Annotated in this window: 11 protein-coding genes and 1 tRNA gene; 10 read left to right on the top strand and 2 right to left on the bottom strand. The window is 55.3% G+C overall.

Features of this window, described 5'->3' with window-relative positions:
- The first annotated feature begins 9 nt into the window (after window positions 1-9).
- The 9 genes from EX00_RS02255 (at window position 10) to EX00_RS30910 (ending at window position 11,150) form a co-directional block, all read left to right on the top strand.
- Window positions 10-99 (top strand) — tRNA-Ser (locus EX00_RS02255).
- A gap of 969 nt (window positions 100-1,068) precedes the next feature.
- Window positions 1,069-3,630, top strand: coding sequence for an FkbM family methyltransferase (locus EX00_RS30700; RefSeq protein ID WP_052210633.1), 2,562 nt, complete (start codon window positions 1,069-1,071; stop codon window positions 3,628-3,630).
- Window positions 3,631-3,668: 38 nt separating this feature from the next.
- Window positions 3,669-3,968: a hypothetical protein gene (locus tag EX00_RS02245; RefSeq protein WP_047453687.1), complete on the top strand. Its 300-nt coding sequence runs from the start codon at window positions 3,669-3,671 to the stop codon at window positions 3,966-3,968.
- Window positions 3,969-3,970: 2 nt separating this feature from the next.
- A complete protein-coding gene (locus EX00_RS02240; RefSeq protein ID WP_047453685.1) occupies window positions 3,971-4,966 on the top strand; it encodes a glycosyltransferase family 9 protein in 996 nt (331 codons plus the stop codon).
- 254 nt (window positions 4,967-5,220) lie between these two features.
- Window positions 5,221-6,042, top strand: coding sequence for an ABC transporter permease (locus tag EX00_RS02235; RefSeq protein WP_234708951.1), 822 nt, complete (start codon window positions 5,221-5,223; stop codon window positions 6,040-6,042).
- 37 nt (window positions 6,043-6,079) lie between these two features.
- A complete protein-coding gene (locus EX00_RS02230) occupies window positions 6,080-6,832 on the top strand; it encodes an ABC transporter ATP-binding protein (RefSeq protein ID WP_047453683.1) in 753 nt (250 codons plus the stop codon).
- 227 nt (window positions 6,833-7,059) lie between these two features.
- The gene (gene rfaD, locus EX00_RS02225) at window positions 7,060-8,034 is read left to right on the top strand and encodes an ADP-glyceromanno-heptose 6-epimerase (RefSeq protein WP_047453682.1); all 975 of its coding nucleotides are present in this window, start codon (window positions 7,060-7,062) and stop codon (window positions 8,032-8,034) included.
- Window position 8,035: 1 nt separating this feature from the next.
- Window positions 8,036-9,487 carry a D-glycero-beta-D-manno-heptose 1-phosphate adenylyltransferase gene (rfaE2, locus tag EX00_RS02220; RefSeq protein ID WP_047453680.1) on the top strand — a complete coding sequence of 484 codons (1,452 nt, stop codon included), beginning with the start codon at window positions 8,036-8,038 and terminating at the stop codon, window positions 9,485-9,487.
- Window positions 9,462-11,150, top strand: coding sequence for an HAD-IIIA family hydrolase (locus tag EX00_RS30910; RefSeq protein ID WP_162184539.1), 1,689 nt, complete (start codon window positions 9,462-9,464; stop codon window positions 11,148-11,150). Before rfaE2 ends, EX00_RS30910 begins: the two co-directional genes overlap by 26 nt.
- Before the next feature lie 118 nt (window positions 11,151-11,268).
- Here the strand turns inward: EX00_RS30910 and EX00_RS02205 are convergent, their stop codons facing one another.
- A complete protein-coding gene (locus tag EX00_RS02205; protein WP_047453678.1) occupies window positions 11,269-11,667 on the bottom strand; it encodes a cupin domain-containing protein in 399 nt (132 codons plus the stop codon).
- Between the two features lie 108 nt (window positions 11,668-11,775).
- Window positions 11,776-12,696 (bottom strand): DUF1003 domain-containing protein, encoded by a 921-nt coding sequence (locus EX00_RS02200; RefSeq protein ID WP_047453676.1) that lies wholly within the window; start codon window positions 12,694-12,696, stop codon window positions 11,776-11,778.
- A gap of 500 nt (window positions 12,697-13,196) precedes the next feature.
- Here EX00_RS02200 and EX00_RS02195 point away from each other — a divergent pair, with 500 nt between their 5' ends.
- Window positions 13,197-14,153 (top strand): phytanoyl-CoA dioxygenase family protein, encoded by a 957-nt coding sequence (locus tag EX00_RS02195; protein ID WP_047453675.1) that lies wholly within the window; start codon window positions 13,197-13,199, stop codon window positions 14,151-14,153.
- Window positions 14,154-14,209: the final 56 nt, after the last annotated feature.

Here is a 14,209-nt window from a genome sequence, read left to right as displayed (position 1 = left end):
AGCATAACCGGAGAGGTGGCAGAGTGGTCGAATGCACCGCACTCGAAATGCGGCATGCCTGCAAGGGCATCGTGGGTTCAAATCCCACCCTCTCCGCCATAAACATGTGTATTATCATATATTTACGATGTTTATGCTTGCGATAGGTGTCGCGGGTTTTGGCTGGCTGCGATCACAATCGATCACAGGGCCACGCTGAAGGCGCTGCCCGACGCATCTGCTTACTGGAATTCAACTCAGATCGTGGACTACCCCGCAGTTGCAACCATGTAGGCAGATTTAACATGTCGGGACGGCTGTGTTAATCCGTCCTACCAGCTTCCCGATCTGACATCGCCTCGTGGCTTGGAAACCATCGAGATATTCAGGGCTGCGGCAACCAACAGGCCGACTTGTTTCCAGAGGGGCCGGAGTCTCCGGCGGCAAAAGAAGTCGCGCCACCAGGGAAAGACGCTAAACTTGATCGAAAATTTGAATGGCGCTCCGGAGCCGATTCTGCGCGACACATGCGAAATCAACATTTAGCTGTGGTGTCCGATAATTGTCTGAATGTTGATTCGGCAGCTATAAAGCTCGGACTCAGTTGATAGGAAAATATCATGCAGCGTTCTGACTTTGTTGCCCCAGAAACCGGCACCTTGATACCGACAATTCAGAATCAGTATGCATTCGTGCCTGCTGCTTTGCCCCCTAATTGTTGACGAAATCGACGTCAGCAGCCCAGCCAGCATCGCCGCCGAACTGTTCTTCGCCTCGCAGAACGGGAGGACGCCGGCCATGATGCATGGGAGATCGATCGATCTTTCTGCCGCCGCCAATCTCGGTCATTCGTCGGCTGGGCAGTGTGACCCGCGCTGAACAGCGCAGGTCAGATACCGAACTCTTGTGGCTTCGTCGGCCTATCCTGGCCTGAAGACTCCAACGAAAAGGGAGGATAGTGGCTATCCGCGCCGGTTATTTTTCCAGAGTTGACAGTGAGCAACTGTCGTGAACATACAGGGAGCAACTGTCATGAGTATTGATATACCATAGGCAGCCTATGGGTTTTTCTAGGTTAGCATTCGATCAATGGCTTTTGTTTCCTACGCACAGAACTTTGAAGACGTGATCCTTTGGCGCTGCTTTGGGGCGCTCGACAATGGCTTCTACGTCGATGTGGGCGCTTATGATCCGCAGGAACATTCGGTCACGAAGGCGTTCTACGATCGCGGATGGCATGGGGTGAACATCGAGCCGATCGGCACGTTATTTCGCCGACTGGAGCAGGCAAGGCCCAGGGATGTCAATCTCCAGATCGCAGCCGGAAATACAAATAGCACCATAAAAATGTACGAGATAGCCAACACGGGTCTTTCTACGACGGAAGAGGATATTGCAGCGACACACCAACAAGTCGGACATCAGGTCTCGGAAGTGCGGGTCGAGTTGCGAACACTCGCCGATATTTTCAAGTCTCACGCGCCGCAGGAAGTACATTTCCTCAAGATAGACGTAGAGGGCGGGGCCAGGGCCGTCATCGAAGGGCTTGATTTCTCGGTTAATCGTCCCTGGGTCATCGTAGTTGAAGCCACGTTGCCGATGTCGCAGGAGCCGGACTTCAATGCCTGGGACGGACTTATATTGGATGGTAACTACGACTTTGTCTATTTCGATGGGCTGAACAGGTTCTACCTGGCCAAGGAGCATCCAGAACTCGCCCCTTGTTTCAAGACGCCTCCCAATGTGTTTGACGAGTTTGAATCCAGCGACAGCCATACTGCGAAACTGATGCTGTCCCAGGTTGAACGGGAGATCGACCCCGAAAGCAGCTCCTTTAAGAAGGCCTTGGCCAAGCAGCGACAGCTCTCCCCCGCAGAGCGCGAACAAGCTGCTCGGATTGCGGTTTATGGTGACAGGCTGCAACGCCATGTCGCCGAGCGAGCCGCGCAGCATCAAGAGGATCAAGAAAAAATTGCGGACCTATCCGAACAGCTTGATTTTCACATGACGCGAACGCGGGATCTGGAAGTGCGGCTGAGCCGGGAGACGGCATTTGGCGAGACGGTCTTATCCCGCCTCGGCCAGCGAGAAGGCATACTTGAGGCAGTCTATGCCAGCACCTCTTGGCGCATTACCGCACCGGTGCGATCTGTCCGGCGCTGGCTCACACGCAAGACGGACAAGCCGGAGCCGATAGCTGCTGTGACACCAGCGCCGGCACCGGCACTGGAGCCGGCACCAGAAAGGCCGACGATCTTTGTGGAATGTACTCATACCTATCACAGCGATCTGAATACAGGCATCCAGCGCGTCGTTCGCAATGTTCTGAGAAATGCACCTTCGATCGCCGCGCAACATGACTACGACATCGTGCCGGTCATCCTTGAAGGGAATGAATTCCGCTGCGTTGAAGCGGAGCGAGTTCTGGCGGACAAGATGCACGAAGTGCGCGAGGATTCTGCCGCAACTGCTCCCGCACCTCCTCTGCCACGCAGCTGGAAAGGGCATACTCGCGCATTCTTGGGTCCCGTGTGGCGGATATTCATTCGAACCGCCACCGTCGCGATTCCCTCCGAGTCCGTCAGGCGGTTTTTGTACGCGCCACCGACACAGCCAGGGCTCGCGCGGCACATAGTTGCATTGGCGCACTTTCTACAGGGCCGCCATAAGCCCCAACCTGCTTCGGCGCGCCGACCGGATAGCCTCGATGGGTTTGCCAGATACGACGGCAGCATCCTGTTATTGCTTGACTCGTCCTGGGCTTCACCAATCTGGCCCGCTACGCAGCGTTTCAAACAGCGTGGTGGCACGGTTGTTGGGGTGATCTATGACCTCATCCCGATCACGCACGTGCATACATGTGTGCCCGAATTAACCCTCGCCTTTGGCGATTGGCTTGCAGGACATTTCCGGGTCACGGATGCGTTTGTGTGTATTTCGAAGTCGGTTGCGGACAGCTTGAGCAGCTATATCCGGAAAGAAAGTCGTGGCCGTACATTGCTGTCGAAGGCTCGCATCGGCTATTTCCATCTGGGCTCGGAGCTTGATTTCATTGACCCAGCAAAGCCTGTGCGCCAATCCATCAAAGATATCTTTGATGAAGAGCGCCATAGCTTTCTCATGGTCGGCTCCATCGAACCGCGCAAGATGCATAGCTATGTGCTCGATGCTTTCGATCGCTTCTGGGCGCGGGGCGGTACGGGTGCCTTGATTATCGTGGGACGCCACGGCTGGAAGACCGAGGACTTTCTTGAGAGGGTTGCCATGCATCCTCAATTGGGGAAGCAACTTTTCATTTTCCGTGACACGTCCGATTCCGAGCTGGATTACGGCTACAGGAACGCATCATCGCTGGTGATTGCATCGGAGATCGAAGGATTTGGTCTGCCGGTTGTCGAAGCATTTCAGCGTGGGCTACCCGTCCTGTGCAGTGATATCCCGGTCTTCCGCGAGATCGCGGACAGCAAGGCGACGTTCTTCGATTTGTCGTCACCCGCAAACCTGACCGATGCCTTGGAAGATTTCTGCGCAAAAGTGGATCTGAAGGTGCGCAGGCAGCGTGAACCACAAAGCTGGATATCGTGGCGGCAGAGCACCGAGCAGCTTTTGGCTGAAGTGGTCGATGTCCACGACAAAAACGTGGCTGCCTGATCACATAGGCCTTATTAGATATGGGTTGAACTGAAAGTATGGGGGCAAAAGCATTGTTGCGTGGCCTGATCTTGCGGACTCGCATTCACCGGATTCCAGAGGGATATGCGGCGGATCCTCATTCGCTGGCCTATCTATATATTGTTCAACAACGCAAGAGACTGTCGCTTGCCACGACCGTTGGACGCCTGCGGCTGCGCAACATTCTGCTCTTTCCAATCATAGGCCTGATTATCCTGATAAAGATCGTAGACCTCTGGATCGCGAACCAGATCATTCGCTCAATGATCAACGAGTACGATCTGTTAAAGCGGATCGATGCGCCTTCGGGGAGATAGAAATGGGCCGCGTTGCGATCCTTAAGCCTGATCATCTCGGCGATCTGGTTTTGTCAGTCCCTGCCATCCGGGCGATCTGTTCGCGACATCCGGACCCCGCGCTTTTCGTCGCGCCAGGGTCACTGGGGTTAGCGAAATACCTGTTTCCCGAGATTGATGATATTCGCCCGGTTAGCTTCCAGCATCTGTCCCGGAAGACTGTCGAGGGAGTTTCGCCGGAAGAGTGTGCGCAGGATCTGCGCGGCTTCGATTTCCTGTTCTGTCTGCGGGATGACGATGTCATGCGGGAAATCGCCCGGCAATCGGCAATTGACCACGCGATTGCATCTGGCGGACATTTGACTCATGAAACTGCTATTCAAAAGCGTGCGGTGACGGCCGTTATCGGCGACTATTCCCGCACGCGGCTTTTCAGCGATCTTCCCATCTTCTGGCCGGAGCAACCCAGGCATGTCGGACTGTGCATTGCAGCCGGCTTTCCGACCAATCGATGGCCGAATGCCTATTGGTTCGACTTGGCGCAACAACTCGCGCGTCGCGGCATTTTCTTGACCTTACTTGGGGGGCCTGGCGAGCGCGACGATCTCAACCTGCTTTCGCAACTTTTAGGAAATGCGCCGCACCGCGTGCTTCAGGGCGGAAGTGATTTTCGTGCGTTCTTCGACGAGCTGGCACCCGTTGATCTCGTGGTGGCTTCGGACGGCGGTACGGCGCACCTGTGCTCCTTGTACAAGCCGATCTGTTCGATCTTCGGGTCGAGCCCCTGGCGACGCTATGCTCCGTTCGGCCGTGACAATGTACTGATCACGCGCGACGAGGTCTGTTCGCCGTGCGTCCAGTTCAGCACCAACGAAATCAATGGCTGTATGACCCGTGAATGTACGGCGCTTCTGCAGCCGGAGCAGGTTGGACGAGTATTGTTCACGAATGGTCTGGATTTTCCAAAGATTCCGGGTACTCGCGTGGAACGCGGTGTCAGCCATCACTACGACAGTTGATTGCTTGCCGGACCGGTTTCAACCAGATTGCGTTTGGGGAGGCAGCTCGTGATGCGAGCGGCTCAAGCGCTGCGGAAAGGGTGCAGATTTCCAGCTTAGGCTCTTTTTGGCAGTCGAACGAGCGATGACCGTTTTTGGGCATATTTGCTCGCGGGGGCTATCCTCAGTTTCCCTGCTTTGCTAGGGGTTCGCCTTAAAAAGGGCTGCATGTCTCTATTGTTGGGCCAAAAGACGAACCTGAAAATGGATTGCCGGTGAAGAATTTCAAAATCGCCAAAAATGAAGTGCGTTACCATGGCGCAGTGTGGGATATCGCGGAGGCCTTGTCGAATTTTCGCTTAGCGGCACTGCTCGGGTGGCAAGACGTCGCCCAGCGCTACAGGCGATCGCGGATCGGGGCGTTTTGGCTCACCATTAATATGGGCGTACTGATTGGAGCTCTCGGCCTCGTTTTTGGCACGATCTTCAATTCCCCCATGAAGGAATTTCTCCCGTTCATATGCGTAGGCCTGATATTCTGGGGTTATTACACGCAGATCGTCAGCGAGGGATGCACCGGATTTATATCCAATAGCGACATTATATTGCAGCTGGATATACCGTTCTTTACCTACATACTGCGGGTTTGGTATAGAAATACCGTCATACTCGCGCATAACCTGGTTATATTCCCGATCGTTCTTCTGATATTCTGGAAGTCGATTGGACCTTCGGCACTGCTCGCCATTCCAGGATTTGCCCTTGTCACGCTGAACATGACCTGGATCGCATTGATGCTTTCGATACTGTGCACGCGGTATCGCGACCTAATCCAGATCGTGCAGAATATCATGCAGGTCATGCTTTATGTCACGCCGATCATGTGGATGCCCAGTCATTTGCCGCAGAGCGCTTCGCACGTGATGCTCAACTACAATCCTTTCTTCCACTTGATCTCAGTTGTCAGGAATCCGCTTCTTGGGCAGGACGTGACCGCCGCAAATTGGGCCGTGACAGCAGGAACCGCCGTTGTCGGCTGGTCTTTCGCACTTCTGCTGTTGAGAAAATACCGCGCTCGCATTGCCTACTGGCTGTGAACCAAAGCAACCGAGATTTCAGAGAGTACTGGCAAGCATGACATCGATTTCCTTGCAGAATGTCACCGTCGACTTTCCCATTTATAACGCGCGTGGCCGCTCGCTTAAAAATCGCGTTATGAACATAGCCACCGGTGGTTCGATCAATTCGGAAGGCCACGGTGCGGTGGTTGTTCGCGGATTGGATACGATTAATCTCGAATTGAAGCGGCATGATCGTATTGGCCTCATAGGCCACAATGGTTCCGGGAAGACGACCCTTCTTCGTGTGCTGACGGGCGTCTACATGCCGACATCCGGCAAGATCGATATCCAGGGTAAATGCACGTCGCTCATCAATATCTCGCTGGGAATCGATCCCGAGGCGACCGGTCGCCAGAATATTTTCCTTCGAGGCGCACTGTTGGGCTTTCGGAAGGACGAAATGAAGAGCAGGCTTGAGGAAATTGAGGAGTTCAGCGAGTTGGGCGGCTTCCTTGAGATGCCCGTTCGTACTTACTCGAGTGGCATGCAGCTGCGATTGGCGTTCTCAATTTCCACGATCCTGCAGCCCGAAATCCTGATCATGGACGAATGGCTGGCGACAGGCGACGAGGGTTTCAAGGTAAAAGCCAATCAACGCTTGAATGAGCTTGTAGAAAAAACGCAGATCCTGGTGATAGCGAGCCACGCCAAGGAGCTTTTGGAAAAAAACTGCAATCGAATCATTTGGCTTGAGCATGGCAAGATCCGCATGGATGGTACGCCCTCTGACGTGTTAAACGCTTATTTCGGCACCGGTGCCTCCTGATGACATTATCGGAGTTACCGATGAAATGCCGCATTTGGTGGCCATGTCAGTTGGGGGGTATGGTGTGTGACGCATAATGCAGCCTTTCCGGTATGAATAGGGATGGTTGCATCACACAAAAATCACTGCTTATGTTAGCGTCTATCGATATCCAGTCGCAAATCATGTGATCTTAAAGATGATCGTGGACATAGCGAACGCCTACTCAGTTATCTTGAAGGATGCACATGATTATCGTTACTGGGGCCGCGGGGTTTATCGGATCAAATTTGGTTGCCAGCCTGAATGCGGCTGGTCGAAAAGACATCGTTCTTGTCGACTGGCTTGGCTCTGACCAAAGATGGAAAAATCTGGCAAAGCACAGTTTCGAGGATTTCATTTTCCCGGAGGATTTCGGTGATTTTCTGCAGAATGCGGCAGGAAAGGTCGAGGCCGTTTTCCATCTCGGAGCGATTTCGGCGACCACCGCCACCGACGGCGATGAGATCGTCAGAAAAAATCTAAAGCCTTCGATGGACGCTTGGCGGTGGTGCACGCGGGAAAGGGTGCCGCTGTTTTACGCATCGTCAGCCGCAACCTATGGCGATGGCGCTCTGGGGTTTGATGATACCAATCCCATCGATGCGTTGCAGCCGTTGAACCTTTATGGCTGGTCGAAACATAGCTTCGACACTTGGGCCCTGACGCAGGCTGCACAGGGCAAGGCACCGCCGCGTTGGGCAGGGTTCAAATTCTTCAACGTCTATGGTCCGAACGAGTACCATAAGGACGATATGATGAGCATCGTCGCGAAAAACTTCGCACGTATCTCAAACGAGGAAAAAATCTCGCTGTTCAAATCGCACCGTCCAGACTATCGCGACGGCGAGCAACTGCGCGACTTCATCTACGTGAAAGATTGCTGCAGCGTGATGCTCTGGTTCCTCAACAAGGCAACCGAGAGCGGAATTTTCAACGTCGGATCGGGTGCAGCCAGATCATTCCAGGATCTGATGCAAGCAACCGGCGCTGCTGCACAGAAACAGGTGCAGATAGAGTTCGTCCCCATGCCTGAAAAAATAAGAGACAAGTATCAATACTTCACTCAGGCAAGCATGGATAAGATTAGAGCCGCCGGCTACGACGGGCAATTCCATTCACTGGAAAGCGGCGTTGCCGACTACGTTGTAAATTATCTCGCAAAATCGGACCCTTATATCTGAGATGTCGACCCATACCATAGCCCATCAACCGCGGATCCTTGTGGTTGGCGATATCATGCTCGACCGATATGTCATCGGCAACGTTTCCCGGATTTCGCCGGAGGCGCCGGTTCCGGTACTGGCAGCGGTGCGTGATGACAATCGGCCCGGCGGCGCGGCAAACGTCGCCGCCAATATCGTTGCGATGGAAGGCGATGCCACGATATTGGCTGTCGTCGGTGAAGACGATGCGTCGATCGAGCTCACACGGCTGCTGCATTCGCTGGGCGTTTCGACATCCTTTATTTCTGATCCCAAGGGTCAGACAACCGAGAAAACACGCCTTGTCGTTGGGTCCCAGCAGATCGCACGCGTCGATCGTGACGTACAATTGCGCCATGACATGCAGGAACGGCTGCTCGCGGCTTTTCGCCAGCAGGCGCCCGACTACGATCTCATCGTTTTCTCGGATTATGCGAAGGGCTCGCTGGATCGCCTGCCCGAGTTTGTGGCGGCAGCCAATGAGCTCAAGATTCCGACGCTGATAGATCCGAAGAGGACGACGCCGGAATTCTATAGCGGCACCCACCTGCTGAAGCCCAACAACAGCGAATTTATCAGCCTGTTTGGCCCCTATTCTTCCGATGAGGAGCTCGTCGAACTCGCACGCAAAGCGGTTGCCGATCTCGGCTTGCAGCATCTTGTCGTCACGCGCGGTGCCCTTGGCATGGTGGTGATCAGTGCTGGAGGAGCGGCCCGTTTCATTCCGACTTATGCCCGGGATGTTTTCGATGTGTCCGGTGCGGGCGACACCGTTCTTGCTGCTCTTGCCGTCGACCTTGCCCTTGGTCATGACGTTGCCGTGGCTGCCTTGAAGGCGAATGTCGCGGCGGGAATTGCCGTATCGCACCCAGGCACATACGTCGTCAGCCGCAAAGAGATCGAGATTGAACAGCTCAGCGAAAGTTTGACCGAAGGAAAGATCGTCGACGAGACAGAGCTTGCCGCGGCGTTACGCTACAATCGTCATCACGGCCGCAGGATTGTCTTCACGAACGGCTGCTTCGACATTTTACATCCGGGTCACGTCAGACTGTTGCGGGCTGCCCGGCAACTGGGCGACATTCTGGTTCTGGGTCTGAACTCCGACGCGTCAATCCGCCAACTCAAAGGTGCCGGGCGCCCAATCAACTCGTTTTCGCATCGGGCCGAAGTCCTGGAGGGACTGTCGAGCGTTGACTACATTATTGAATTCGATGCGCCGACACCGATCGACCTGATCCGCTCGGTCATACCGGATGTTCTTGTCAAGGGCGGCGATTACGAGCCTTCGACAATTGTCGGCTACGATGTTGTCACCGAAGCTGGCGGTCAGGTCGTTGCACTGGACTTCCACCAGGGCTACTCGACAACGAAGACCATCAACGAAATCAATGCGCGTAAGGCTGATGATGAGCGTCAAAGGAATTTGTGAAGAGCGCGCTCTTGCGAAGAATTGGCTGAGCGGAACCGCGCTTCCTCTGTGGACGTCTGTTGGATACGACGCAAAACTCGGTCTCTTCCACGAGCGACTTACTCTTACGGGCGAACCGATAGAGACCCTGCCCCGTCGACTGATGGTGCAGTGTCGGCAGATATATGTAGTTGCGCAAGCAACCTTAATCGGGGTGATGGACGGGCGCGCGCTGCTCGAGACAACCTTCACTCAGGTTTTACGCCACTTCCACAAGCCGGAAACGGACCTCAAATGGATCTTTTCGATCAATCCCGATGGAAGCGTCCGCGACGCACGATGCGACTGTTATAGTCTGGCTTTTGTGCTCTTCGCTTTGGCTTGGCTTTATCGCATAAAGCCGGACGAGCTCTACCTCGAGCTGGCGGATGAAATTGTCGCCGTCCTGGACCGCCATATGGCGGCGGAATTGGGTGGTATCACCGACGGTGCTCCGCGCCCCGACGAATATCTGCGCCAAAACCCGAACATGCACCTCATCGAGGCTTACCTCGCCTTGTACGAAGCAACGGGCGCGCAGCAGTATTTGGCGCGCGCGCGGAGCATGTATGATCTCTTTTGCGGTCATATTTTCCTGCACGATCACGCTGCAATTCCGGAGTTGCACGACAGCCTTTGGAGGGTCGCCGATCTGGAACAGGCCTGGTATGAACCCGGGCATCATTTTGAATGGGTATGGCTGTCCCGGCGCTTGGCCAGGGCTAGTGGTGACGATGTTACCGGCCAGGTTCAATCGTTGCTGTTGCGTGCGTTGGACGAAGGCATCGATGATGCCAATCTCTCCATCGAGCGTGTGTCGGTTTTAAGCCGCGAGCGAACCGTAAGCAGGCGTTCCTGGGGGAGTTGCGAGTACATAAAGGCCTGCGCCGCCGAGGCGGAAGCAAATCCATCCGAAAGCGGTATATGGGCCGACCGTGCCGCATGCAGCCTCAGGGCGCTTCGCGAAACGTTCCTGTCGACGCCCGTCAAGGGACTTTGGATTGATCGAGTGGACCGGCATGGCGGTGCTTTGTCCACTGATGTGCCCGCCAGCAGCCTCTATCATCTCACGTTGGCAATTGTAGAATGCGACCGTGTGTTCGGTACCGTCACGCCGAAATCCTACGCTTCAAAACCGTCGCCTGCGTTGTTCCTGGACCGGGACGGCGTCATCAATCTGGATACAGGCTATCCGAACAAGCCGAGCGACATCAACTTTGTTCCCGGAATTGCCGAGGCGATCAAAATGGCGACCGCCGCGGGCTATCAGGTCGTTGTCGTTTCCAATCAATCCGGAGTGGCGAGAGGTATGATGACGGAAGCCGATGTGTTGCGGCTGCATGGCTGGATGGCTTCCGAACTGTCGCAGCAGGGAGCGGATATCAGCGCGTGGTATCACTGCCCGTTCCACGAGCAGGCAAGCGTGGATGTCTACAAATACGAAAAACATCCCGATCGGAAGCCGAATCCAGGCATGATTCTGCGTGCGGCACATGACCTGAATATCGATCTGTCGCGATCGAAATTGATTGGGGACCAAGAGACCGACATGGAGGCCGCCCGGCGTGGCGGTGTTACTCCTTACCTCTTCCGTGACGGCGATATGTTGACTTTCATGGCGAAAGTGATGACGGCAAGTCTCTAGTTTACATGGAATTTTGCGGCTCAGTCTTGGTCATCGAATTTGCGCTGCAGCAGACAGAATCCTCAGGGCGCTGGGAAATCCCGCGACAACAGACTAGACCTACGCCATCCCGCGCCTATCAATCTTCCCCGAACCGATAGACCACGTCTTCGAAGGAACCGGTGGGAAACACGTAGAATAGTTTCACATTTGCGTCGGAAGCGTTGCGGATGCCGTGTTCCGCGTTGCCGGGAATGAAGGCGGCTGTGCCGGCGGTGACTTCCGTTTCGCGCCCGTCGACCGTCAGGATGCCGGTTCCCTCCAGTATGAAGTAGATCTCGGACTGTTCGTGCCGGTGGAGCTGAAGTCCGCCGCTCCCCGGCACGATCTCGGCGACACCCGCCGTCATGCTGTCGGTCGGGGTCCGGTCGCTGCTGAAAAGCGTGTGCCAGGATATTCTGCCACGGGATGGATCGTTCCACTCTTCAAGTGGTCGCTCTTGGGCGGTGGTGATAACGGCCTGTGAATGCTCGCTCATCTTGCCTCGACACGTTGTTCAGGATGACGTGTTGAACGGTGTCACAATGATCGCGGATGTCAATAAGTCGAGCTTCTTCAGTCTCGTTAGAAGCTACCGGCCTCTCTCCTACTCCTCCGAATCGTCGGCTTCCGCCGTCTTGGCCTTGCTCCCAAACAGGCTCTTCAGCGCGCTCGTCTTCACTTTCGATGCCTTGCTGACCTTCATTGCCCGCGTGGCGGCCTTAGCCTGTTCCAGCATCATCTCGATCTGGATCTGCTGGATTTCGGTGAGGCGTTCCCATTGGCGATTGAGGAGATGGTCGACTTTTTCGTGCAGGTGGCGGATTTCCAGTTCGGCTTTCAGGTTGACCTTGTAGTCGTTGAGCGCGCGCAGCCGGTCTTTTGCTTCCTGCCGGCGTTGGCTCATCATGATGATCGGCGCCTGCAGGGCGGCGATCGTCGAGAGGATGAGGTTCAGCAGAATGAACGGATAGACATCGAAGGCCTTGTTTTCGCCCAGGAGGACATTGATGCCCATCCATACGGCCAGGAACAGACAGAAGGAAATGATGAAGGTCCAGCTGCCGCCGAAGGAGGCGACGATGTCGGCCATGCGGTCGCCGATGGAGCGGTGATCCTCGTAATCCTCTTCAATGTTCTCGGCAAGCGTGTCGTGCGTCTTCAGGCTCTCGACGACTTCGTCCTCGAGGTTTGAAAGCTCACCGCGTTCGTCCGTCAACAGTTCGGCGATATACTGAGCGCGATAATCGTCCATCGCCTTGCGGCTGATATAGTCGTCGGCGCGAAGTGCTGGGTGTTTCAACCGCATGAAATCCGCCAATGAGGGGCGGAGGTCATCGATGTGCACGGCATCCTTCTTCTTGAGCGTTTGGCCGGTGATGGCATCGACGAGCTTGACCGACTTGGCCTTCGCCTGGGCAAGGCTCTTGGTATAGTCGTCCATCTCCACCACGGTTGCCGCTTCGCCCTCGCCGGCGTCGAAGTCGACGATGCCTTCGGTCGGATCAACGGTCTTTGTCTCTGTCATGTGCGGCCCTCGTTCACAGTTTTTCGTTCATCTAACCAATGATCGGAACAGGATTGTGACTGTAGGCGGGCTGTTGACACGGATGTCGACAAAGCCATTCCCCTTCACCTCAATCTCCATCGGTTATCCGTTCGCTGCAAATGATCGTAACGACCTTGTTCTAAGCAATGGCAAATAAATTATGCCGCAGCTGCGTTCACGGCACGATATGTCCGTGGCCTCCGGCTGCTTGGTGATTGGTCTGTCGGATATCGTTTAACAACTGATCCGTGAGCCGTTGAAAATATTTGTAAAATCGGAGCGTGTCAGCGCTGTCGAATTTGCGAAATGAATCACGATTGTGTCGTTTCAACCCCTTGACCGTGGTCCGTTGTCTTCTATTTGCCGCAGTGCAACATGCGTCTTGCTGCACGGAATGAATTGAGTATGCTTCAACGGACTATTCAACAGGGGTGTTGGGCCTGTTGTCATGGGTTCGCACATGTGCGGAAAGGATACCTATGCACAATCCTCCGGCAAATGACCTGGAGTCAATCGCCCGGCGGGGCGGCCGTTTCAAGCGAATGGCTGTCCGGATACCAACCTACCTGACGGATTTGAGGGAAAATCCGGCTTGGCTGCCCATGTTCCTGCTGGCCCGGACGTTGCCGTTCCGGCGCATGCACTGGGCGGCGACCAGGCGGCCGGTGGCGCGCCCCGCTTCCGGTACGTCCATGTTCACCGGGGTCGAATGCGATGCGGTCGTCAACGCGTTGCGAACGGACGGGCTTTTCTCCGGCCTCACCCTGCCAGATAATATTCATCAGGAAATCGCCGAGTTCGCCCGCACCACGGGTTGCTTCGGCAATTTCAACCGGAAGCTTGAATTCGTCGCGCCCGAGCATGCGCAAGCGGAAGCACAATTCGGACGGTCCCTTCTCAGCGGGCATTTCTTCGAGCGTTCGCTTGATTGCGACGCGGTTCTTGCGGTGCAACGCGATCCGTTGCTCACCGATGTCGCCAAACATTATCTCGGCGGGCAGGCCAAGGTGATTACCACCCGCGTCTGGTGGAGCTTTCCGACGCAGGCTTCCGAGTCGGATCGAAGCATGGCCTCGCTCGACAAGTTTCATTTCGACCTCGACGATTGGAGAATGCTGAAATTCTTCTTCAATCTGGTTGATGTGGATGAAGGCACCGGGCCGCACGTCTTCGTCAAGGGCAGCCACAGGCGGCGCGCCATGAAGCATCAGTTGACGCTTATGGTTGGCCACCCGGCGGATGAGGTTCTCGGCTATTACGGCAAGGACAGCACCGTTACGCTGACCGGCAAGGCCGGTTTCGGCTTTGGCGAAGATCCTTTCGGTTTCCACATGGGCACCGTGCCGACAACCAAGCCGCGCCTGATGATGGAAGTGGGCTTTGGCGTCTCGAAGCCGTCGCAGCGCCGGTTCCACGGAGAGCCGGTTCTCAGGTAGACCTTTACCGATCACTGGCATTGCCTGGAGTGTGTTGTCCGGCAATGCCAACGGTT

This window comes from Martinezella rhizogenes, assembly GCF_000799715.1.
GTDB lineage: Bacteria > Pseudomonadota > Alphaproteobacteria > Rhizobiales > Rhizobiaceae > Rhizobium > Rhizobium rhizogenes_C.
This window is presented reverse-complemented; position numbering and strand designations above follow the sequence as displayed.

Excerpts from the sequence above, each read along its gene's own strand:
- EX00_RS30910 (WP_162184539.1), top strand. The coding sequence starts at position 9,462 with ATGATGAGCGTCAAAGGAATTTGTGAAGAGCGCGCTCTTGCGAAGAAT.
- EX00_RS02205 (WP_047453678.1), bottom strand. The coding sequence starts at position 11,667 with ATGAGCGAGCATTCACAGGCCGTTATCACCACCGCCCAAGAGCGACCA.
- rfaD (WP_047453682.1), top strand. The coding sequence starts at position 7,060 with ATGATTATCGTTACTGGGGCCGCGGGGTTTATCGGATCAAATTTGGTT.
- EX00_RS02245 (WP_047453687.1), top strand. The coding sequence starts at position 3,669 with ATGGGGGCAAAAGCATTGTTGCGTGGCCTGATCTTGCGGACTCGCATT.
- EX00_RS30700 (WP_052210633.1), top strand. The coding sequence starts at position 1,069 with ATGGCTTTTGTTTCCTACGCACAGAACTTTGAAGACGTGATCCTTTGG.
- EX00_RS02230 (WP_047453683.1), top strand. The coding sequence starts at position 6,080 with ATGACATCGATTTCCTTGCAGAATGTCACCGTCGACTTTCCCATTTAT.
- EX00_RS02195 (WP_047453675.1), top strand. The coding sequence starts at position 13,197 with ATGCACAATCCTCCGGCAAATGACCTGGAGTCAATCGCCCGGCGGGGC.
- EX00_RS02240 (WP_047453685.1), top strand. The coding sequence starts at position 3,971 with ATGGGCCGCGTTGCGATCCTTAAGCCTGATCATCTCGGCGATCTGGTT.
- rfaE2 (WP_047453680.1), top strand. The coding sequence starts at position 8,036 with ATGTCGACCCATACCATAGCCCATCAACCGCGGATCCTTGTGGTTGGC.
- EX00_RS02200 (WP_047453676.1), bottom strand. The coding sequence starts at position 12,696 with ATGACAGAGACAAAGACCGTTGATCCGACCGAAGGCATCGTCGACTTC.